Below are 22,807 nucleotides of genomic sequence, written 5' to 3'. Positions count from 1 at the left end.
TAGTTCGCCAATTAATATTTCGTCAACATTTGTTATAGTACCTAAACATTCTTTCCTACATGGAAACCAAAACCCCAGTCAATGACCGGAGTGTCTGGCGTAAAAAGCCAATGTACCTGTTCGAGCAGGACATTCAAAAAAGTGAATTAAAACGGGTTCTGGGTAAGTGGAGCCTGACGGCCATCGGGATCGGGGCTATCATTGGGGGTGGGATTTTTGTATTGACCGGAACAGCCGCCCACTACCACGCTGGTCCGGCGCTGGCGTTGTCATTTATTGTAGCCGGTATCGGCTGTATTTTTGCGGCCCTCTGTTACGGCGAGTTTGCTTCCATGTTGCCCGTTGAGGGTTCGGCCTATGCTTATGCTTACGGAACCATTGGTGAGTTGTTTGCCTGGGCAATCGGATGGGGGTTGATTCTGGAGTATGCGATGGGGGCCATGACAGTTGCCGTCAGCTGGTCGGGATATTTTAATAAGCTACTGCATCTCCTTGGAGTCGACATTCCTTTCTGGCTACGCAATGACCCGGTTTCGGCTGCCAACTATGCGCTGCAGAACGGCCTGGCAGAACCCAAATTTGCCATCAATTTACCCGCTTTCCTCATTGTTTGGCTGGTTACGTATATCCTCATCAAAGGAATCAAAGAAGCGGCTAATACCAACAACCTGATCGTAATTCTGAAAGTAACGGCGGTTATTTTTGTCATTGTAGTGGGTGTTTTTTACGTGATTCCTGAAAACTGGAAACCGTTTATCCCCGAACCAACCACCATTCCGGGCGAAGACGGGCAACCGCATCAGGCGTATGGCTGGTCGGGTGTTTTGAGCGGTGCTTCGGCTATTTTCTTTGCTTACATCGGTTTTGATGCTGTATCGACTCAGGCCGGTGAAGCCGTCAATCCTCGGAAAGATATGCCGTTTGCAATCATCACTTCGTTGCTGGTATGTACGATTCTGTACATTCTCGTTTCGCTGGTCCTGACCGGGATGATCAACTACCAGGATATCGTTGGTGATGCCCTGAAAGCTCCAGTAGCGTATGCGTTCGACAAAGCCGGACAAGGCTGGGCCGTATTCATTATCACGACGGCAGCTACCGTGGGTCTGGTATCGGTGATGCTGGTGATGATGCTGGGACAAACCCGCGTTTTTCTGGGCATGGCCAAAGACGGTCTGTTGCCGGGCTTTTTCCGCGAAATTCACCCGACTTTCAAAACGCCCTGGAAAAGCACTATTCTGGTAGGTACCATTGTCTCCATCGTGGCGGCTTTCACACCCATCAGTTTGTTGGGTGATATGACCAGCTTCGGAACGCTGTTTGCCTTTGCAATGGTTTGTCTGGCCGTCTGGATTCTGCGTCGCCGTGATCCGAATCGCGAACGTCCTTTTAAGGCACCAGCGTTAAACATTATTGCCCCGTTGGGTATTATTGTAAATACCATTCTGATTTTCAACCTGAGCGGTCTGGCGCAGCAACTGGCGGTTGTTTGGCTCCTTTTGGGCATGATCGTTTACTTTGCCTACAGCCGTCGTCACAGTAAATTGAATGATTTGTAGCAAAAAACTGATTTTATTTTTTACGGAAAAGCCTCTCGTTTAAGTACGGGAGGCTTTTCTGCTTATTCTATAGGCTACACGGTATATGGCACTTGGATTGATAAGCGGGACGGAACTAGTGGGCTATGGTGCTGCGGTAATAGCCGGGGTGGTCATTGGCCTGGCGGGGGGAGGAGGCTCCATTCTGACGGTACCTATTTTTGTTTACTTATTTCATATTCAACCGGTGCTGGCTACGTCGTACTCCTTATTTGTAGTAGGGGCCACGTCGTTGGTTGGCGCGATAGGGTATGCCTTCAAAAAGCAGATTGACTTTACCGTCACGGCGGCTTTTGCCATCCCTTCTTTTCTTTCGGTTTTTCTCACCCGGCGGTTTCTGGTTCCGGCCATGCCTGATCCGCTGTTTCGATACGGATCGGTTTCCATACCGAAAAACGAAGCGATTCTTTATTTCTTTGCCTTTGTTATGATTGTAGCGGCACTGGTTATGATCCGACAACCGAGTCTGGAAGAGCCAAGATCGGGCCGTCCGCATCTGGGTTTGCTGGCGCTGGATGGGTTAGGAGTGGGCTTGCTGACGGGAACTATCGGTGCAGGGGGTGGGTTTCTGATTGTGCCGATTCTGGTGTTGCTGGCAGCTTTACCCATGCACCGGGCGGTGGCTACGTCCGTGCTGATCATTGCCATTAACTCTTTTGTTGGTTTTTCGGGTGATCTGAACCGCACCGACCTGGATTGGCGGTTTTTACTCGAGTTTACAACATTCTCCATCGGCGGCATCCTGCTGGGCATTTACGCGTCCCGGTTTGTGTCGCCTGTTCATTTAAAGCGCGGTTTTGGCGGGCTGGTGTTGTCCGTCGCTGTGTATATTCTGATTAACGAAATTAGTAAGTCATGATCATCGAACAATTGTATACCGGGTGCCTGGCTCAAGGGGCTTATTATATTGAAAGTGAGGGTGAAGCGGCTGTGATTGATCCGCTGCGTGATACCGATTCCTACATCAGCAAAGCCAATCGCAACGGTGCCCGCATCAGCTATGTGCTTGAAACGCACTTTCACGCGGATTTCGTCTCGGGGCATTTGGATTTGGCAAAAAAAACGGGTGCAACCATTGTATATGGCCCCAATTCGCAAACCGAATTTGAGGCTCATCACGCGCAGGATGGCGAAGAACTAAAGTTAGGAAAGGTTACCATCAAAGTGTTGCATACACCCGGGCACACGCCCGAATCCACTACATACCTGCTCATTGACGAAAACGGGAGAAACCACGCCATTTTTACGGGCGATACCCTGTTTATCGGTGATGTAGGCCGTCCGGATCTGGCCATTAAGGGCAATTTGACGGAGCGGGATCTGGCCGGAATGCTATACGATAGCCTGCACACGAAAATCATACCGCTGGAAGACGATATTATCGTGTATCCGGCCCACGGTGCCGGTTCGGCCTGTGGCAAAAACATGAGCAAGGAGACTACCGATACGCTTGGGAATCAGAAGCGGTTTAACTACGCACTCCGCGCCCACACCAAAGCAGCGTTCATCGAAGCTGTTCTGGAGGGGTTAACTCAGGCCCCCGCTTATTTTGCCGAAAACGCCCGGTTGAACAAAGAAGGCTACGAAACGATCGACAATGTGATGGATCGGGGAAACCGGGCACTCTCACCCGATGCCTTTGAAGCCGCCGTGAATGAAACCGGGGCACTGGTGCTCGACGTGCGCGATGCTGCAGAATTCGCGGCAGGATTTATTCCTAACTCCATCAATATCGGTCTGAAGGGGCAATTCGCTCCTTGGGTGGGGGCGCTGGTCCCGGATTTGAAACAACCCATTGCACTGGTCACTCCCGTCGGGCAGGAAGAGGAAACCGTTAAACGACTGGCGCGGGTAGGGTACGATCAGAGCATTGGCTACCTGGAAGGCGGTTTTGCTGCCTGGAAAACCGCTGGGAAGGAAACGGATGCCGTCGTGTCCATTTCGGCTGCAGAATTTGCCGGGACCTACGAGCGGGGACAGGTGGTCGACGTTCGCAAACCGGATGAGTTTTCTGCAGAACACGTTCAGGATGCAGACAACCTGCCACTGGATCGCTTGAACGAATACATGGCGGAAATCAGCAAAACCGATCCGGTTTATGTACACTGCGCGGGCGGTTACCGCTCGATGGTGGCGGCATCAATCCTGAAAGCGCGCGGGTTTGATAATGTGGTCAATGTAGAAGGCGGCATGGGAGCGATCAAAAAAACCGGTCAGGTGCCGGTTGTTGGCGAACCTCTGGCCAGCAGTCATTGAGGGGCAACAGGCTGGTTACTGCTTTAGTTCGTTGATTTCGTCCAGTTGAACGGTTTTGAAGTGGCGGTATACCTGCAAAATAATGGCCAGGGCTATCGCTGCTTCAGCAGCTGCAACAATCATCACGAATAAACTGAACAACTGCCCCTGCAACCGTTCCGGGTCGTTCTGACTGAAGGCAATCAGGTTAAGGTTGACGGCATTCAGCATTAACTCAATGCCCATCAATACCATGATGGCGTGCCGTTTCAGTATCACAATGGCTAGTCCAATGCTGAACAACGCAGCACCGACGAGTAGGAATAGCCCCGAATTGATCTCCATATTATTTGTTTCTTGACGCAGCGGCTATGGTGGTGGCACCGATCAGCGCAATCAGTAATAAAACGCCCGCAATTTCGAACGGTATTAAGAACTCGGTCATCAGTTGGCGCCCAATCGTATCGACTGTGGAGCGGTACGCCGGTACGCCCTGATTCAGTAGAACAAAGTTACCGTGTACCAGCGCCCGGTACAAAATGCTGAAAATTCCACCAGCCACCAGCAGCGCCCACAACCAGCTCCGGTGTTTTGTTAAAATATGATTGGGTTGTGCATAATCGGTTTGCGTCACATCGGCTTTATGCGTCAGCATGACTCCAAAAATAATCAGGACCAATACCCCGCCCACGTAGATCATGATTTGCGACGCAGCCAGAAAGTCAGCGCCCGCCAGAACGAACAAACCAGCCACGCCGAGCAGTGTCAGCAGCAGGAAAAAAGCCGCGTACAACGCATTCTTGGTCAGCAAAATCGCTAGTGCCGAACCCAGGGAGAAGAGAATCAGGATATAAAAAATGATTTGAACCACGGATATGCCTGTTTACCTGATGATTATGATTCGCTCGGGGGCGGTGTTTTTGGCTTCATGGAAGGCCGAAATGACGGACGCGGTTTGGGCGCTTCGACGGCTGATTCCCCGGATTCCGAAGAGGCTTCTGCTGCCGGTGGAACTGGTGTTTCTGCCGTGGTATTCGCCGGGCTGGACGCTTCAGTAGGAGGAGCCGGAGCCGTTTTGGGCCGCATAGTAGGCCGAAATGCAGGTTTGGTTGCTGCTGGTTTAACATCCTCTGTTTCGGCGGTGGGCTGTTCCGATTCGGTCGTTATCGGCGGGTTATTGGGCCGCATAGTAGGCCGAAATGCGGGCTTGGCGGCCGGTTTTTCCTCATTGACCGCTGGATCACCAGCGGTCGTTGGTTCAGCCGGAGTAGGCATTTCTGCCGCTTTTGAATCGATTGAATCAGCTGGCGAAACGGTTTTGGGTCGCATGGTGGGCCGAAACCCTGAAGCTGCAGCGGGCTTGGGTGGCGAATCAACCGGTTTTGGTAATTCGTTCGTTGGTTCGGCTGCGGTTTTGGGCCGCATGGTAGGCCGGAAAGTGGGTTTGGCAACGGTCGGATTTTCTTCTTCAGCAGTTGGTGGTAGCGAAGCCGTCGGTTGGTCAGTTGAAATCCCCTCCGTGGGCTTGGGCTGCTCCGCTGGTGTTGCTTTCGGCCGCAGAGTAGGCCGGAATGCAGGTTTTGCGGGCGCTGGGTTGGGCGCATCCGCAGCAGGGCCATCGGTACTTTTGGCCTCCGGAGCTTTGGTTTCCTGAGCGGGGGAAGCCGTTTTAGGACGGATGGTAGGCCGGAACGCCGGTCGGGGAGCAGGCGAGGGTGTGGCCGATTGTTCTTCCAGCCCTTCCATGGCAATGCGCTCCGCTTCGTCGGGCGTGACATCTGTGAGTGGGTGCTCAGCCGCTGAACCAGCCGAATTTTGTTCCGTTAACGGTTTTTCTTCTTCCGGAGCCGGTTGATTGACCGGTGATTTCTGCATTGGCCGGAAGACCGGGCGCGGCCTGGGCGTGGTTTTGTCGGCTGAAGCGGAGTCTTCGGCTTCAACCGCCGGTTGTTGTGTTACGGGTTCACTTTCTGTTTCGGCAGGTTTCGATGCCGGTTTCATGCCGGGCCTGAACGCGGGGCGTTTTGGCGCTTCCGGCGTGGCTGCGGGAGCGGCTTTGGCTGCTGCCTGTTGTGCTTTGAGTTCTTCTTTTTCCCGCAAAAATTGCTCGTACAAAGTCCGCTTTTCATCGGCCTGGTCGGGCGAAAGATTGGCGTAGTGGTACGTCATATTGCCCAACTCGTACTCACTAAAGTCGTAGGTTTTTGTCATTGTCAGGCATTCGGTTGGGCAAACCGTTGTGCAAAGGCCGCAATAGCAGCATTTGGCCATGTCAATGTCAAATTTACCCGCATACAATCGAATGGGCGAACCGTCGGAGGCTTTTCCAACTTCTTCCGTAGCCTTGATGGCGTCGATGGTAATGCAATCCACGGGGCATACTTTGGCACATTTATCACAGACGATGCAATCGTCCATTTCGTTGTGCAACCGGTAGCGGCTATTGTCTGGAAGCGGAATGGTTTCAAATGGATACTGGAGTGTAACAATCCCCGTTTCCTGGCTGAAATAGTCCGGTTGCTGGACGTTAATTGGTTTGCGGCTTTGGCGGGCATTCCAAATATGACGGAACGTAAGTTTTAGTCCCGTCAACGTGGTTTGGATACCTTCCTGTATGTCTTTAAAATAGTGGCTCATGGCAAAAATAGAGGAGAGAAGAAAGATAGAGTTAGCAGGCTTTCTCTTTCTCCCCTTGTCTAACGTTTTTCCTCTCCATATAATTTCGGAAAACGAGCCGGATCGAACTCATTCATGATTTCATATACCAGGTCGAAAACATCTTCTACACTGGGTTTGGAGAAGTAATCGCCGTCGGAGCCGTAGGCCGGGCGGTGGGCTTTAGCCGACAGGGTACGCGGTGCCGAATCGAGGTATTGGTACGCCTGCTGGGTTTCGATAACCTGCTGCATCATGTATGCGGTTCCGCCCCCTGGAAAATCCTCATCCGCAAACAGCACCCGGCTGGTCTTTTTGATGGATTCAACGATGGCATGTGAGCGATCAAAAGGCAACAAGGTCTGTACGTCGATCACCTCGGCATCTATCCCGAAACCACGGAGTTGCTCGGCAGCTTCCAGCACAATGCGGCACATCGAACCGTAGGTCACAATCGTGATATCGGAACCTTCACGCAGGGTTTCGGGCACGCCAAGGGGCAGGCAAAACTCGTCGAGGTTTTCCGGCAGACGTTCCTTTAAGCGGTAACCGTTCAGGCATTCAATCAGCAGGGCCGGGTCGTCACCTTTGATGAGGGTGTTGTAAAAGCCAGCTGCCTGGGTCATGTTGCGGGGCACCAGCACATGCAGCCCACGCAGGCTATTAATCATTGCACTCATCGGCGAACCCGAGTGCCAGATTCCTTCCAGCCGATGACCGCGTGTCCGAATAATTAGCGGAGCTTTCTGACCGCCTTTGGTGCGGTACTGCAAGGTCGCCAGATCGTCGGTGAGGGTTGCCAGAGCGTAAAAAACGTAATCGAAATATTGAATCTCAACAATCGGTTTCAAGCCGCGCATGGCCATTCCGATGCCCTGGCCAATGATGGTCGTTTCGCGAATTCCGGTGTCGGTGATGCGCAGGTCGCCGTATTTTTCCTGAAGGCCGGCAAAGCCCTGATTTACGTCACCAATAAAGCCCACATCTTCACCCAGCGCCACCACCCGGGGGTCGCGGGCGAAAAGGTGGTCAAAATACCGTTGCATGATCTGATACCCATCGATCAGCGGGCTTTCTTCCGAATACTGGGCCGCCACAGGCGTCACTTTCAAGGGTGAATCTGGCGACTGACTGTATAACAGGGAGCTATACCGCTCCTCGTTTTCGCTAGTTGCCCGGTTCAGCCACGCCAGCAGCTTTTGTTTGGCTTCGGTTTCTTCCGTTCGTAAATACCGCAGGGCGTGTTTTACAGCCGCCACCGCATCCCGGCGAATGGGCACGTAGGTTTTGCGTAACTGTTCCCGGATTGCAGCAATTGCATCGCCTTGGCGGGCCGTATCAACAGCCTGTTGCAGCAGGAGCATGGCCTCATCATAATCGTCTTTTAACGAAGCGAGATAGGCGTTCCAGGCTTCCTGACGAGCTATTTTGACAACGCGGGCTGCTTCCCGTTCGATGTCCGCCAATTCATCCTCCGTAGCCAATTCATTATCCAGAATCCACTGACGGAATCGCCGGTTGCAATCGTGCTGACGTTCCCATTCCAGTCGCTCTGGATTTTTATACCGTTCGTGAGAGCCCGAAGTCGAATGGCCCTGGGGTTGTGTCAATTCCTGCACATGCACCAGGACCGGCACGTGTTCTTCCCGGCAAATGCGGGCCGCTTTCTGGTATGTTTCGACCAGAGCGGGGTAGTCCCAGCCTTTGACTGTCAGGATTTCAACGCCTTTTTCCGTGTCAGTCCGTTGTAAACCAGCCAGGGCTTTCGAGATGCTTCCTTTGGTTGTCTGGTATTCAATCGGAACCGAAATACCGTAGCCATCATCCCAGACCGACATCAGCAACGGAACCTGCAGAACACCGGCGGCATTCATGGTTTCCAGAAACATTCCCTGCGTTGTTGAGGCATCGCCAATGGTTCCAAACGTAATTTCGTTACCATTTCGGGAGAATGTCGTCAAAAGGTGTAGATGAGGGTTCTGACGATACAGCCGCGATGCGTAGGCCAGCCCAATTGATCGGGGAATCTGGCCTGCCGTCGGGGCAATATCGCCAATGGAGTTATACAGTTCGGTCTGATTGCGCCACAAACCGTTTTCGTCGAGCCAGCGCGTAGCATAATGCCCGTTCATCTGGCGACCGCCCGAGTTGGGGTCGGCTTCGAGGTCAGTATGGGCGTAAAGCTGGGCAAAAAACTCGTTCCAGGTAAGCTGGCCGAGCGCGGCTACGAAGGTTTGATCGCGGTAATAGCCCGACCGGAAATCTCCGGCCTGGAAGGCGTGAGCGGCTGCCAATTGGGCAATTTCTTTACCATCGCCGAAAATGCCGAACTTGGCTCTTCCCCCCATCACTTCGCGTCGGCCCAGCAGGCTGGCCGATCGGCTTTCACAAGCCAGCCGGTAGTCCTGCAGGATTTTTGCCTGCGTTAGTGTATCTGTTCTATTCAGTTGTTCGTTTGCAATCACAGAACGGCCATAGTTTTAGAGGTTCTTGTTTGCTCGTCAATTGCCCGTTCAATGCTTATGATTGTGTTTCAGGAAGATACCGAAAATGAATCATCATTGAACAAACAAAGTAACTCCGGCGGTCGGAGTAAAAATAATATAAAGTTTGGCAGCTTTCAAAAAAACGATTTTTTGAGTTTCTTTGTTAAGCAAACATCTGCCAAATAAATGTTGGCAAACCTTTTGTAGCATAATAGGATTGTAAAGTAGTCTACCCGTTTGTTTGTAACTAAATTTTTTAAAAGAATGAAAAAGGCTTTTTCACTAATCGGGGTTTTTTTGGTATTTGCGACAGTTTCTTTCGCTCAGAAAGGCGTTATCAAATTCACAAAAGAGTCGCATGACTTCGGCAAGGTTCCGCAAGGAACGCCGGTGACGTACACATTCGAATTTACGAATACTGGTACGGATCCCGTCGTTATCTCTAACGCTCAACCTTCCTGTGGTTGTACAACGCCTGACTGGACAAAGAGTGCCGTTATGCCAGGCCAGAAAGGGTTCGTAAAAGCTACGTACAATGCGGCTGCGATGGGTTCGTTTAACAAGAATGTGACGGTAACAAGCAACGGCGAACGCGCATCCATTCCGCTGACGCTGACGGGTGAAGTGACCGCGAAAGAAGGGCAGTCGACGGCAGCCGCTACACCAGCAGCCGCACCAGCCGCTGACAAGAGCAAAAAGAAAGGATCGAAAACTTCCCGCTAAGAACAGATCTGACTACTATAAAAAAAGCTGCCAGCCAACGCCGGTAGCTTTTTTTATGCTTTTTGGGGATCAAAAACCGCCGTATCCAAATCCGGAGGCACGCCGACGGCTGATTTTCAAATCCTGGAGAATCGAAGACCGGACCCGCAAATCGAAGGAGTAGAAGTTACTCCGGAGCCGGTTGCCCGAAAAGGGGGTGTAACTGAAATTCATGTCCCAGCAGTGCAGATCGCGGTGTACCGAGATTGTGGTCAGGGAAGGCGCCTTAGCCGCGAAGTCAAAACCCGTCTGGAGCGAAATCTTCCATTTCGGCGTCAGGCTCACATCGCCCGTGGCCTGCAAGGTCTGGATAATTTGGCTTTCGATGGGTGTAAATTTCGTGAGACTGAAGGTGTAGCTCAGGTTGATGCTCCAGGGAATGCTGAAATCAACGTATTCGTCCGGGTTGCGGTTGATGTTTCGCAATTCGGCGGCTTCGCCGGGCGTCTGATTGGCGTTGTTGGGTGCTGTTTTTGGTTTCTGTGATCCCTTTGGCGCAAACTGGGTGCTGAGGTAAAAATTCAGGTTCTGAAGGTGCGCCAGTCCCTGTCCCTGGGTGATAGCGAGTTTGTCAATTTTGTTGAGCCGGAATGCATTTACATAAGGGCCCGTTAGAAAATATTGGGGCAAATCGTATAGGTAAAATACATTCGTGGGAACTTTGACATCAGATGAATAGGCGTAAGGGTCAAAAACCGCCGAAAAGTTAAAGCTGACTTTCTTCAGAATCTGCGTATTAGCGCTCACGTTGAACTGCGAGAGCTTATACTGGGGGGCGTACGGGTTGTACGAGCCTGCCAGACTGATGTTGTCAAACAGCGATACTTTTTCAAATTCGCTCTTGGCCGAATCGCTGCGCGACCGCACTTTCATTTCAATCTGGTTGACAATGCTGTAACTGATGGAGGCTGATCGGCCCGTAAACGTGGTCGAACCGGCTGTTCCGCCAAGCCCTCGGTACTTAGAAATCCTTAGTGCTTTCGTGGGATCGTACGGATCGCGGTATTGTTCGAGGATGGTTGTAAAGGCACTGGACAAGTCCGGGGTGTAGCTGAACGAAATGGAAGGAGCGATGGTATGCCGGATGGCTTCCAGCCGACCCGTTCGGATAAAGAACGTTCCGTAGGCCCGGGTGTTCATTGAGGCATTGAACGAGAGAAAATACGTTGCAGATAGGCCCGGCAACGTGTCGACCTGCACGGCATTCCGATCGGCTATGTAATTGTATTGCAAGGATTTCGTGTAAACGTCCCCACTCAGCGAAACCCCGGGCGTGAAGTTAAGATACCGGGCAATCTTGAAGTTGGGCAGCGAAATAGGAATCGAATACCGGCTTTGTATCTGCGCATTTCTGAGAATCGCCGGTAAATTCTCCAGGGTCATCGGAATAAGATTGTTATTGATATACTGCTCCTGACGGGCAATGGCGGCCAGGCTATCACGCATCCGTTGTATGGTATCGCCCCGAATGGCCTGCGTGGTCACGACCGGAAACCCAAGGGTGGAAACATCAATCGTGCGGAGGGTATTGTTCAGCGAAGCCTGGGCATTGAAATCCAGACCGAGCCGGAAACTTTCGTACCATTTTCCGGTACCGCCTTTCATGGCAAAAGGCGCAATCTGAGCCACACCGAGGTTAAAGCCCGACGAAATGTTGGTTTGCCCGCCTTCGCGAATCCCTGTGTTCTGATTCAGCCGCCCGAAGTTCTGGCTCACGTTCAGGTTGGCCGAACTTGTGACGTACTGCCCAAACTTGTAGCTGTAGTTCACCCCCGAATTGGCCGCGTTGGAAACGTAGTTTCGCGAACCCATCGATGAGTTTAACTGGTTGTAGCTGTTGCTGCTGACGTTGACGTTGGCCGAAAACTGCGAATTGCCGCGGGGGCGGGGCGAGTGTGACCAGACAATACTAAAATCGTTGCGTGGTTTCGAGGCCGTATCTACCAGCGATGTCGTCCGGTTGCGGGCAAAGGTCAATCCAAAATTGCCACCGAAGCGATACCGTTTCAGGTATTCCGACGATACCCCGAGTCCCCAGCTTCCGTTGGAATAAATCTGTCCCCGTATACTGGCGTTCACAAACTGGCTGATGGCAAAATAATACCCTCCGTCGCGCAGGTAGAAACCCCGGCCGTTCGGTTCTTCGCCGTACTGCGGGAAAATAATACCCGACGTTCCGATTTCGTTTTTCTTTGGGATCGGGAAGAAACCGAAGGGTAAAGCCAATGGTGTCGGAATATCGTTGATGACCAGGTTGAAGGGACCGGAGATGAGTTGCTTGTTATGAACAACTTTAATCTTGCTGGCGTTAATGTGAAAGTGGGGAGTCGTCAGGTTGCAGGTAGTGTATATAGCGTTCCGGATGTACAGGTTGTCTTCGGCGTCTTTTTTAACGGTTTTTCCCCGAACATTCCCTTCGCCCTGAGCGGTGATAACTCCCTTGATAAAACCTTTCTTGGTTTTGAAATTATAGCGGATTTCCTGCGTATCATAGCGGCCGCTGTTGTCCTGAAAAACCGGCAGGCCAACTTGTTTTCGGGCCGTAGAATCATAACGGCCCTTGGCAAAGACCTCGTTGGTCGTCCAGTTGAGTTTGATGTAAGCCGCCGTCAGGTGAATTGAGCCGTAATCAACCTTGGCATCACCGAAAAGCTCAACAATTTGTCCCGTTGCATCAAAGAGTGTCGAGTCTTTGGCGGAATAATTGACGGTTGTTTGTAAATCGCTGGCTGCAGCCGTATCCGGCCGGGCAATGGTAAGGGAGTCACGACGGGCGGTATCGATAACCGCTGAGTTGCCGGTAAGGGTTGCTGAGGCAGGCGTTGTGGAGCGCGGACTAAATGCCGGAACCGTACGACGGGCCGGTTTTTGCTGCGCGTGTACGACCAGCGGCATGATGACCAGCAGACAACTGACCAGGTTCCGTAAAATAAAGTATATATTTTTCAGTTTTATCAAAAAAATTATATTTGCTCACAATACTGCGCTGGCTTACGCTGTCGGTCATTCAGGCCGAGTTGCCAATCAGATTTCGGCGGACGCCGAAACGCAAAGTTAGTCGCTAACTTCATTCCAATCACTGCCTTGAAACGCTTAAACCTGTTAAAAATTATTAAAGTATCCGGTACGGTATTCAAAAAGACAAACCGGGCGCTGTTGATTTGCTCTTCCTTGGTGGTTGCGGCCCTGTGTTTGGTCGCGCTGCCCGGTATGAAACCGGTTTTGCCGCAAGATAATCCAAAACAGGATCAGCAAGCGGCTGAAGTCCGGCCCGGTCGGCTCCGGACCGTCGTGCTGGATCCCGGTCACGGGGGGAAAGACCCCGGTACAATGACCAAGCGGAACCGGGAGTCGCGGATCGTGTTGAAAATTGCCCTGGAGCTGGGTCGGCGAATTAAAGAAGAGTTGCCGGGTGTGAAAGTGATTTACACCCGCTCCACGGACGTGTTTATCGAACTGAATGAACGGTCGGCCATTGCGAATCGCAACAAGGCGGATCTGTTTATCTCAATTCACGTCAATGCCAGCCCCTCATCAAGCCGCGTCAACGGTACAGAAACCTACACTATGGGATTACACAAAACCAATGGGAACCTGGATGTAGCCAAGCGCGAGAACGCGGTTATTTTGAAAGAAAGTAATTACAAAGAAAACTACCAGGGCTTCGACCCCGATTCGCCCCTGGCCCACATCATGCTGGCGAACTACCAGCACGCTTTCATGAACAACAGCATTGATTTTGCCCAGAAAGTAGAGTGGAGTTTCAAGAAAAATGCCGAGCGCCCAAGCCGTGGGGTCAAACAGGCTGGTTTTATCGTACTGTGGCGCACAACGATGCCGAGCGTACTGGTTGAAACCGGCTACATTACCAATCCGGACGAAGAACGGTATCTGGCGTCGCAGGAAGGACAGCACGAGCTGGCAAATGCCATTTTTCGGGCTTTCAAAGCGTATAAAGATGAAGTCGATGCTGGAGAGTGACAAGTTGTTGCTAACTTCGCAACGGTTTTTATTGTTGAAGGTGTGAGGAATGGTAGGAGCCTTTGCAACTGGCTTTACTCCAATCATTTACCACTCCTTCAACCTTTCACAATCCACGCATGAAACTTTCAAATGAAGCAAAAGTGGGCATTCTGGCCGTGGTTACCTTGGTGATGCTCTATTTCGGATTCAATTTCCTTAAAGGGTCCGATATTTTTTCCCGAACCAGTAAATATGTAGTTGTATACGATAATGTGGATGGGCTGACGGTTTCCAATCCGGTGCAGCTCAATGGACTCAGCATCGGGCGGGTCGATCGCATCGATATTATGCCGCAGCGCAACAACCATTTGCTCGTTACCCTCGACATTGACAAGAATATCAAGGTTGGTCAGGGGTCCCGGGCGGTCCTGGCCGATGCCGGGGTGCTGGGCGGAAAGGTGGTTATCCTGCAAATCAATCCATCGGCTCAAACACTCAACAACGGTGACACCCTGATTAGCGGCAAAGAAGCGGGCATCACGGCGCTGATCAAGGAAAAAACGCTGCCGGTTTTAAACAGCGTAGACTCCCTGACGGTGAACTTAAACCGTATTGTGAAGCAGTTCGACAAAACCGGTCTGATTCTGAACCGGACGCTCGAAGGTGTGGAAGCAACCACGGGTACCCTGCAACTGACCGTCGGCGAAAACCGGGAGAATATCCGGCGTCTGATGGCCAATCTGGGTAACCTGTCAGCATCGCTGGCCGAAACCGAGAAAGAAGTTAAACCATTGCTGGCCAAAGCCAATACATTTGCGGACTCACTCAATGCCCTGAAATTGAGCCAGACACTGGCCAGTGCCAACCGCTCCATCGGAACGCTGCAACAAATGCTGGCTGATATCAACAGCGGAAAAGGTACTCTGGGCAAGCTGAAAGGGGATGAGGCATTGTACAAAAATGTGAACAGCGCGACCGCCAGCCTGGACAAACTGCTGACCGACTTCCGCGAAAACCCGAAGCGATACGTTCATTTCTCGCTGTTTGGCCGGAAAGACAAAAAAGGGACCACAACCCCGGCGCAGAGTGCCACGGTTATTATGTCCGATTCTACCCGGTAGAAAAACCGTTCGGGTAGAATAGACCTGCAAGGTTTTTGGAAACCTTGCAGGTCTTTTTAGTTTTATAGAAATCCATTCGCTTGCTTATTATGAAACCGCTTCTGGACGAACTACATCATAAAGCCGCCCAAACCCGACTCGGTGGTGGCCCGAAAAAAATGGAGGATCAGCACCGCAAAGGCAAGTTGACCGCCCGTGAACGCATCGAGTACTTGATTGACCCCGGGTCTGCTTTGATCGAGATCGGGCTGTTTACCGGAGAAGGCATGTATGCCGACCACGGCGGCTGTCCGTCGGGGGGCGTGGTGGTGGGCATCGGCTATGTTTCGGGTCGGCAGTGTGTCATTGTAGCCAATGATGCGACGGTAAAGGCCGGCGCCTGGTTTCCCATTACAGCCAAGAAAAACCTACGGGCGCAGGAAATCGCGATGGAAAACCGCCTGCCCATTATTTACCTGGTTGATAGCGCGGGCATTTACCTGCCGTTGCAGGACGAAGTGTTTGCGGATAAAGAGCATTTCGGGCGAATTTTCCGGAACAACGCCCAGATGTCGGCGATGGGCATTGTGCAGGTAGCGGCCATTATGGGCAGTTGTGTAGCGGGGGGCGCTTATTTGCCCATCATGTCGGATGAGGCTCTAATTGTGGAAGGGACCGGGTCAATTTTCCTGGCTGGACCGTATCTGGTTAAAGCATCGATTGGTGAAGACGTAGATGCCGAAACGCTCGGTGGAGCCAGTACGCACAGCGAGATTTCGGGGGTGACCGATAACAAATACCCCGACGACAAAAGCTGTCTGGATGCCATTCGCGGTATTTTTGATAAAATTGGGGCGCCGGAAAGTGCTGGATTCAACCGGACAACACCGGCCATGCCCGCCCACAATCCAGCGGAGATTTACGACCTGCTGCCGGCTGACCGGGTAAAACCGTACGACATGCGCGAGATCATTGCCCGGCTGGTTGACAACTCTGAATTTGACGAATACAAGGAATTATACGGGCAGACCATTCTATGCGGTTACGCGCGCATCGACGGCTGGGCAGTCGGAATTGTAGCCAATCAGCGGAAAGTGGTGAAGGCAAAAGGCAAGACGGGCGCGGGCGGCACTGCCGGACCAGGCGAGATGCAGATGGGCGGGGTTATTTATTCCGATTCGGCCGACAAAGCTGCACGGTTTATCATGAACTGCAACCAGAAAAAAATACCGCTGGTGTTTTTACAGGACGTGACGGGCTTTATGGTGGGCAGCCGGTCGGAGCAGGGGGGCATCATCAAAGACGGTGCTAAAATGGTAAATGCGATGGCCAATTCCGTCGTGCCGAAATTTACGGTGGTGGTGGGTAATTCGTACGGTGCGGGCAACTACGCCATGTGCGGCAAAGCGTACGATCCGCGGCTGATCGTGGCCTGGCCCACGGCCCAGATGGCGGTGATGAGTGGCGCTTCGGCGGCCAAAACGTTGTTGCAAATTCAGGTGGCTTCGCTGAAAGCCAAAGGCGAAACCATTACGCCGGAGAAAGAGCAGGCGCTGTTGCAGAAAATTACCAATCAGTACAACGAACAACTTTCGCCGTATTTCGCGGCTTCCCGGTTGTGGGTCGATGCCGTAATTGACCCGCTCGACACGCGCACCTGGATTGCAATGGGCATCGAAGCTGCCAACCATGCGCCGATTACCAAACCGTTCAACGTGGGGGTTATTCAAACCTAGCGTAATTGGTTTTCTAATAGTTAGTTCGGAAAATGATTATACAAGTGAACCCTAAAACTTTGTCGTTTTTTCCTGATTGGCTGCATTGCGGTTGGGTCAGGGTGTATTTTGTTCGTATCGAACTACAAAATTCCGGGGCAAATTCTGATGTTGATCGGAATAATATGGGAAGGATACGCCGTTTATCATTTCATGCGAACCCGTAAACGGCGCAAACTGTAAACAGGTTGGAATAAACCACTCGGCATTGCCCGACACGCCGGAATTGGAAAAGCAACCAGCCTGAAAAAATAACCGGCGTTGAAAAGCAATTTTGAACATGAGTTCACTGAAGAATTGAAACGGAGGTTGAAATGTTGGGAATCAAGGCGAAAAGTCTGACGGAGAGCGAAAAATAGCCCTGATTTTTGCCTTCTATAACGGCTGGAATGCCGAATTTACGGCCCGTTTGTCCTGAAAGATAAACCTTCTTTTTCGGGCTGGGTTATCCAAATCGTAGATCCTGCGGAAATGCGTACGAGTTTCTGCAGCGGACAAACTAATTTTTAATACGGGATAGGATGCATTGGAATGCTGACTTATACACGGAAAAGCACGCTTTCGTGCATCAATATGGATTGGGTTTGCTCGATTTGCTGGCTCCCCAGCCGGGTGAGTTGATTCTGGACCTGGGCTGTGGGTCTGGTGAATTAACCCAACAGCTCGCCGAGCGGGGCGCTACGGTGGTGGGGCTGGATGCGTCGGAGACCATGATTACCAAAGCTCGTCAGCAATTCCCGGCGCTGGATTTTCAGTTGGCCGATGCCGCTGCGTTTGAGTTGCCGCACTACTTTGACGCCATTTTTTCAAATGCCGCCCTGCACTGGATGACTGATTACGAAGCGGTAGTGCGCCGGATGAAACACCACCTAAGACCTGGCGGTCGTCTGGTGGCTGAGTTTGGCGGAAAAGGGAACGTTCAGCATATTACGGACGAGCTGACGCACCAGCTGCGGAAACGGGGCTATGATCTGACGGTTTCCTGGTGGTATTTTCCCTCGGTGGGCGACTATGCGTCGGTGTTGGAAAAGCACGGTTTTGATGTGAAGCTGGCGCAACATTACGACCGCGACACGCCCCTGCACGATCCGCAGAAGGGACTGGTGGACTGGATCGAACAATTTGGTACCAACTTCTTTACCAATGTGACGGCTGAGGATCGCGCTGCGGTGCTGGAAGAAACCCAGGCTGCGTTAAAAACCGTTCTTTTCCGCGACGGGCGCTGGTTTGCCGATTACAAACGGCTGCGAATTGTGGCAAGCCGCTCAACCCAGTAGGCGCATTGCCAAGTCCAACAAGCCTTTATGCAACGGTTTTTTCCGAAACGGCACGACTGGCCGCTTCGGGATGCTGGGTTCCAATGAGTAAAGTCCGTTTTTTTTCTTTCAACTTGATTTCAATACCAAACTGGCCCGAGGTGGTGTGGGCAGTGCCGTTCCAGGAAAACCGTATTCCCCATCCACCAAATTCACCCAATGGAGCGTATTTTCGCACATTAACTCGTTCGATCTGATTCCAGCTAATTAAGCGCGGACGGGGCTGAAATGGAAACCACCGGTACGAAATGCCTTCCTTGTTAATTTCGGTTTCCAGACGCACCAGCGCGAACAGCCCCAGGAAAATAGCAACGATGCCAATCGATACATAATTCTGTTCGTATACGGTAACGCCAAATACCCCAATGAGCAGTACCCAAATCCAGGGCTGACGGAATTGTTGCGTTTCTTTGTACATGGCGGGAGAGGGTTGGTTCTCTCCAAGATACCTATTTTGGGCTTCTTTAGGAAGTATAATTCCGATTAAAACGCAATTTCCTGGGTTGAATACGTCGCTCGGTTGTCGCCATTGATCCGAACCGTGACCGTCAGCGGTTTCTGATTCCAGTTGATCGTAAATAGGCCATAGTTGAGGTCAAAAACCATTTTTCCAACGCGGTATGCATTCGGTTGCTCGTACGGTTTGGACGTATGCGTCAGGCCGCTGCTGGTGATGTCGTAGAGGTCGTAACCCAGTCCCGGAATGCTCGTTTTGGAGATTTCGGCGATGTGCCGGTCGCCACTGATCAGAATGGCCCCCTTTGGTTTGGTTTTGCTCAACAGATCGAAAAACCGTTGCCGCGACGTCGGAAAATTGCCCCACTTCTCGGAGGTATGATCGTTGGCCAGAAACTGAATGCCACAACCAATCAGGTGCACATCGGCGTCAGAATGAGTCAACTGCTTTTCCAGCCACTGCCACTGTGCTTCTCCCAGCAGGTCACCCGACGGATCGGGAACGTTGGTTTTGCCGGACTTTTTCAGGGGGTCCCGAAAATAGCGGCCATCCAGCAGAATCACCTTCACCCGCTGACCTTTGGGGCCGTAGGTGTGCGATGAATAGGCACCTTCCTGCTTGCGCAGCGGGTGGCTGGCCGGTACATCCAGAAAATCGAGCATCAGTTGCTGGCTCTCTTTTCGGCGTGGGTATTCCTTGCCGCCGTCGTTCACGCCGTAATCGTGATCATCCCAGACGCCAATGATTGGTGTTGATTGCCGCAGCTGGCTGTAAACCGGATTGGCTTTCTGTTTGGCGTATTTGGCTTTCAGCGTGTCCAGGTTTTCCGAATCCCCGTAAATATTATCGCCGAGCCAGATCCAGACATCCGGTTTTTGGGCCACTATATCGTCCCACAGCGGTTGCGGGCGCTTCTGGTCGCTGCACGAACCAAACGCAATCGTGGTAAGCGGTTTCCGGCTGGCCGATGCGTTTTTTTCTGTTTTGGGGGTACGGCATCCTGCCAATGCCAGGCAGCCGACTAGAATGAAGGTAGAAAGTGTTCTCATGAATTAGGGCAAGGGTTGTGGGTTGTACAAAACTAAAAAAGTTGAGCCGGAACGGCTCAACTTTGCAACAGATAAAAGCGCCAACCACCAACTATTTATTGGTCTGCGAGGTAAATGTACTTTCAAAAATCTTATCGGCATTTCCGGCTTCAAAACCGTCGCGCCGGTGTTCGCGCCGGATCTGGTCGGGTGGCAGATGCCCAAATTCGGGCAACACGCGCCGTTCGGCAAACTCAACGTACGAACCGGCAATGCGGTGCGTCTGACCGTTGGCAAACTCCGCGTCAATCATCTGGGCCACCGTCGATGCCTGCAACAAACCTTCGTCTGGACTGATCTTGATTTTACCGCCCGAATCGTTCAGCTTAAAACCGTGTTTCTCCAGAAAATCCGTAAACTCCTGAATGGTATTGTAACCCGGTTTCAGGTTGTGCACGCTGATGGTGAAGTGATTCAGATAATACCGGTTGTAAATCACCCAGGCCGCATACTCGCTCTCTTTCAGGAGTGTCAGGTAATCGTCGAGCGTGGGCGTCTGCCAGAGCGGCTGGTGCAGAAACTGATCGACGGCCCTGGCATCGTCCAGGTCCAGGCTATCGACCGGATCAAACACAACGGTATCGGTGTATTTGTAAATGATGTGCTGTGCCTCGTCCGATAAGTCCCGCACCCGCAGCTCGCTAACGAAAATGCGTGGATAATGCGGCTTGGGTGGACTATACCAGTAAGCATTCAGCTTCTTTTCCTTGAAATCGTACGGTTCGCGCTTCTCGTAGCCGTAGTGCAGAAAAATCTTCTCAAATGACGGAATGCCGAGGCTCGGTACACCCATTGTCCGGAAAGCAATGTGGTCATTTTCAATGGCGTCGGCTGCCGGAATAACGTTGTCGTCGACCAGCGCATTGACGATGCCCAGCACATCGGGAACGCGTTCCCGGTAGCGGCTCATCAGGCCGTCCAGCACGGCGTCGAGGGTTTTGAGTTTTTGGGATGATGTGGTCATGTTGAATCGGTCTTTTGGTAAAGATACCGATTTTGTCATTCGACCACCACCTCATCCACGCTGACCGACGTTGGCAAGCCCTCGCGGGGCAGACCTGCCGGAGCAGGGCCGGCATTTTTGGCTTTGATCCGCACGTACCGAACCCGGGCGGTTTTGAAATCAGCCACCACGGGCAACATTCCCCATTTTCCTTCGAGTGGGTATTTTACAGGCTGACTGACCGCGTCTTTGTACGTCGTGCCGTCCTGTGATAAACTGATCTCGACTGCCGAGGGTGGAAAATCATTGTACGAAATCCGTTTCAGGAAATTAGCAGAAACCTTTGTAACGGGCCGGATTTCGCCCAGGTCAATGGTCACTTCCAGGTCATTGCCCGCTACGCTGACCCATTCCGATTTGTTGCGCGGGCTTTGGGCCACCTGCCCATCCGTCAGTTTTTTCTTGCTGGGATCGGATTTGTCGGCGGCTGTATTCGCGTACGTATACGGTTTTCCTTTCGCCCGGTGGATGTAAAACGTCTCCTCGAAGTTCGCTCCGGCGGTAGTGATGGCTTTGATCGTCGTTGTTTTCTTTAGCGAAATGGGCATGGCGTATTCGGCCGACGCGGTGGTGGGCTGCTTTCCGTTGGTGGTGTAGTAAATTTTGCTATCCGAATCGAGCTTTTCCAACCGAACCTGCAACTGGTCGGCGTCGGTAAACTGCGTGACGGCCCGGACATTGAGCAGCCGCTTGGCGTACTTGACGTTCAGGTACGACAACCGTTTCAAATGCTCCTTCAGCCGAACGGCAAAGTCCTCGAAATTCCGGGGGCCTTTTGGCATCCAGCCGACTTCAGCCAGCGCCGACGCGCGCGGATACACCATGTATTCGACGTGCTGCGTGGTTGGAATGTATTCGGTCCAGACGTTGCCCTGCACACCCAGGATGTATTTTTGCTGGTCGGGTGTCAGTTCAGCGGGTGTGGGTTCGTAGCTATACACTTTTTCAATGGGCAGATAACCGCCACCCGCCAGCGGTTCCTGCGCCGGATTGGCCTGGTACTGATCCAGGTAGCAAAATTCGCCGGGCGTCATCACCACGTTGTGCTTCTGTTTGGCGGCTTCAATACCGCCTTCGGTGCCGCGCCAGCTCATCACGGTTGCGTTCGGTGCCAGACCGCCTTCCAGAATTTCGTCCCAGCCGATGATGGCCCGGCCTTTTGAGTTGACAAACTTCTCGATACGCTGGATGAAGTAACTTTGCAGGGCATCTTCGTCTTTCAGCTTCAGTTTCTTGATCAGATCCTGGCAAAATGCGCTGGCTTTCCAGGCGTCTTTCGGGCATTCATCGCCCCCGATGTGGATGTATTTTCCGGGAAAAAGCGCCATTACTTCCGTCAGCACATTTTGTAAGAACGCGAACGTGGGCTCGCTGGGACAGTACACGTCCTTGAAAATTCCCCAGCGGGTGGCTACTTCATATTGTTTGGCCGGATCGCAGGAAAAATCGGGGTACGAAGCCAAGGCTGCCAATGCGTGGCCTGGCATTTCAATCTCCGGGATGATGGTAATGTGTCGCGCGGTCGCGTAGCGAATCACCTCTTTGATCTGTTCCTGGGTATAAAAACCGCCGTACTCCTTTCCGTCGTACTGAAACGGATAATTTTCGGCGTTATGGCCGACCACGGTTTCTTTCCGTTTTGAGCCGATTTGGGTCAGTTTGGGGTATTTTTTAATCTCGATTCGCCAGCCCTGATCGTCGGTCAAATGCCAGTGAAAGGTATTAAGCTTGTGGAGTGCCATGAGGTCAATAAACCGTTTGACAAACGAAACCGGCGCGAAATGGCGGCTTACGTCGAGCATTAAGCCCCGGTAATTGTAGCGCGGTCGGTCGAGAATCTGGCAGGTCGGTACCGTCCAGGCTACGTTAGACACTTGCTTGGGACTGAACACCTCCGTCGGTAGCAATTGCAGCAACGTCTGAACAGCGTAAAAATAGCCTTTTGGTGTTTCGGCTTCCACTACAACCCGTTCCGGCGAAACCCGCAGCAGGTAACCTTCAGGTCCGCATTTTCCGCTTTTATGAGTTTGAAAGACGATGTGTTTCCCTTTGGCTAAAGCCGGTGTTGTGGGGGCAACGGCCAGCGGCAAACCGCTCGCGGCTTTAAGCTGGCTGGCCAGTAGTTGGGCGGCTGATCGCTGACCCGCATCTTTGGCGGCAATGAGTAACCGCGTGCTGGCCGTAACGGTAAAACGGCCTGCTCCACCCGCAAACTGCGCTGGAAAGGGGAGCAGGTTGTAAGCATTGTCGGATTGAGCAAAAAGTGAAAACGAGAGTGTAAGGCCGAGCAGAAAGGCAATAACTGGTTTCATGCAGGAGGTAAACGGTGGTTGGCAACAACCAAAGGTAGGTAAAAATGGCCTCACCGC

At 52.1% G+C, this 22,807-nt stretch carries 17 protein-coding genes; 8 read left to right on the top strand and 9 right to left on the bottom strand.

The annotated features are described in order from the left end of the window. Positions 1–59: 59 nt before the first annotated feature. From ACYVH9_RS17295 to ACYVH9_RS17285, 3 genes are all read left to right on the top strand, one after another. Positions 60–1,559, top strand: coding sequence for an APC family permease (locus tag ACYVH9_RS17295; protein WP_460637647.1), 1,500 nt, complete (start codon positions 60–62; stop codon positions 1,557–1,559). 85 nt (positions 1,560–1,644) lie between these two features. Beyond that, positions 1,645–2,457: a sulfite exporter TauE/SafE family protein gene (locus ACYVH9_RS17290; RefSeq protein ID WP_460637646.1), complete on the top strand. Its 813-nt coding sequence runs from the start codon at positions 1,645–1,647 to the stop codon at positions 2,455–2,457. Further along, positions 2,454–3,854 (top strand): MBL fold metallo-hydrolase, encoded by a 1,401-nt coding sequence (locus tag ACYVH9_RS17285; protein ID WP_460637645.1) that lies wholly within the window; start codon positions 2,454–2,456, stop codon positions 3,852–3,854. The genes ACYVH9_RS17290 and ACYVH9_RS17285 overlap by 4 nt, the downstream gene beginning before the upstream one ends. A 15-nt stretch (positions 3,855–3,869) precedes the next feature. Here the strand turns inward: ACYVH9_RS17285 and nuoK are convergent, their stop codons facing one another. The 4 genes from nuoK to ACYVH9_RS17265 are packed head-to-tail and all read right to left on the bottom strand — an operon-like array spanning position 3,870 to position 8,953. After that, the gene (gene nuoK / locus ACYVH9_RS17280) at positions 3,870–4,178 is read right to left on the bottom strand and encodes an NADH-quinone oxidoreductase subunit NuoK (RefSeq protein ID WP_460637644.1); all 309 of its coding nucleotides are present in this window, start codon (positions 4,176–4,178) and stop codon (positions 3,870–3,872) included. A 1-nt stretch (position 4,179) separates the two neighbouring features. Continuing rightward, on the bottom strand, positions 4,180–4,704 hold the full coding sequence (locus ACYVH9_RS17275) for an NADH-quinone oxidoreductase subunit J family protein (RefSeq protein ID WP_460637643.1): 525 nt from the start codon (positions 4,702–4,704) through the stop codon (positions 4,180–4,182). Positions 4,705–4,727: 23 nt separating this feature from the next. Continuing rightward, positions 4,728–6,470 (bottom strand): 4Fe-4S dicluster domain-containing protein, encoded by a 1,743-nt coding sequence (locus tag ACYVH9_RS17270; RefSeq protein ID WP_460637642.1) that lies wholly within the window; start codon positions 6,468–6,470, stop codon positions 4,728–4,730. A 59-nt stretch (positions 6,471–6,529) separates the two neighbouring features. Continuing rightward, entirely contained in the window at positions 6,530–8,953 is a 2,424-nt protein-coding gene (locus tag ACYVH9_RS17265; RefSeq protein ID WP_460637641.1) for an alpha-ketoacid dehydrogenase subunit alpha/beta, read from the bottom strand. Positions 8,954–9,238: 285 nt separating this feature from the next. On the opposite strand from ACYVH9_RS17265, the gene ACYVH9_RS17260 reads away from it, so the two are divergent. Beyond that, complete coding sequence (locus ACYVH9_RS17260) at positions 9,239–9,697, top strand: DUF1573 domain-containing protein (RefSeq protein ID WP_460637640.1); 459 nt, start codon at positions 9,239–9,241, stop codon at positions 9,695–9,697. A 69-nt stretch (positions 9,698–9,766) separates the two neighbouring features. Here ACYVH9_RS17260 and ACYVH9_RS17255 read toward each other — a convergent pair whose 3' ends face one another. Next, complete coding sequence (locus ACYVH9_RS17255) at positions 9,767–12,694, bottom strand: putative LPS assembly protein LptD (protein WP_460637639.1); 2,928 nt, start codon at positions 12,692–12,694, stop codon at positions 9,767–9,769. Positions 12,695–12,946: 252 nt separating this feature from the next. Here ACYVH9_RS17255 and ACYVH9_RS17250 point away from each other — a divergent pair, with 252 nt between their 5' ends. The 4 genes from ACYVH9_RS17250 to ACYVH9_RS17235 all read left to right on the top strand — a co-directional run bounded on the left by ACYVH9_RS17250 (position 12,947) and on the right by ACYVH9_RS17235 (position 17,851). After that, a complete protein-coding gene (locus tag ACYVH9_RS17250) occupies positions 12,947–13,717 on the top strand; it encodes an N-acetylmuramoyl-L-alanine amidase family protein (protein ID WP_460638156.1) in 771 nt (256 codons plus the stop codon). A gap of 119 nt (positions 13,718–13,836) precedes the next feature. Next, positions 13,837–14,820, top strand: coding sequence for an MlaD family protein (locus tag ACYVH9_RS17245; protein ID WP_460637638.1), 984 nt, complete (start codon positions 13,837–13,839; stop codon positions 14,818–14,820). Between the two features lie 89 nt (positions 14,821–14,909). Further along, positions 14,910–16,535, top strand: coding sequence for an acyl-CoA carboxylase subunit beta (locus ACYVH9_RS17240; RefSeq protein ID WP_460637637.1), 1,626 nt, complete (start codon positions 14,910–14,912; stop codon positions 16,533–16,535). Between the two features lie 560 nt (positions 16,536–17,095). After that, positions 17,096–17,851 carry a methyltransferase domain-containing protein gene (locus ACYVH9_RS17235; RefSeq protein WP_460637636.1) on the top strand — a complete coding sequence of 252 codons (756 nt, stop codon included), beginning with the start codon at positions 17,096–17,098 and terminating at the stop codon, positions 17,849–17,851. Positions 17,852–17,876: 25 nt separating this feature from the next. Here ACYVH9_RS17235 and ACYVH9_RS17230 read toward each other — a convergent pair whose 3' ends face one another. The 4 genes from ACYVH9_RS17230 to ACYVH9_RS17215 form a co-directional block, all read right to left on the bottom strand. Then, entirely contained in the window at positions 17,877–18,308 is a 432-nt protein-coding gene (locus tag ACYVH9_RS17230; protein ID WP_460637635.1) for a hypothetical protein, read from the bottom strand. Between the two features lie 65 nt (positions 18,309–18,373). Beyond that, positions 18,374–19,396, bottom strand: coding sequence for an alkaline phosphatase D family protein (locus ACYVH9_RS17225; RefSeq protein WP_460637634.1), 1,023 nt, complete (start codon positions 19,394–19,396; stop codon positions 18,374–18,376). Positions 19,397–19,487: 91 nt separating this feature from the next. Next, positions 19,488–20,399 (bottom strand): 2-oxoadipate dioxygenase/decarboxylase family protein, encoded by a 912-nt coding sequence (locus ACYVH9_RS17220; RefSeq protein WP_460637633.1) that lies wholly within the window; start codon positions 20,397–20,399, stop codon positions 19,488–19,490. A gap of 35 nt (positions 20,400–20,434) precedes the next feature. Next, positions 20,435–22,750: a glycoside hydrolase family 20 protein gene (locus ACYVH9_RS17215; RefSeq protein WP_460637632.1), complete on the bottom strand. Its 2,316-nt coding sequence runs from the start codon at positions 22,748–22,750 to the stop codon at positions 20,435–20,437. Positions 22,751–22,807 lie beyond the last annotated feature (57 nt).

It is taken from the genome of Larkinella harenae (assembly GCF_054780515.1).
The sequence above is the reverse complement of the archived record's forward strand: the minus strand, read 5'-3'. Positions and strand labels throughout refer to the sequence as shown.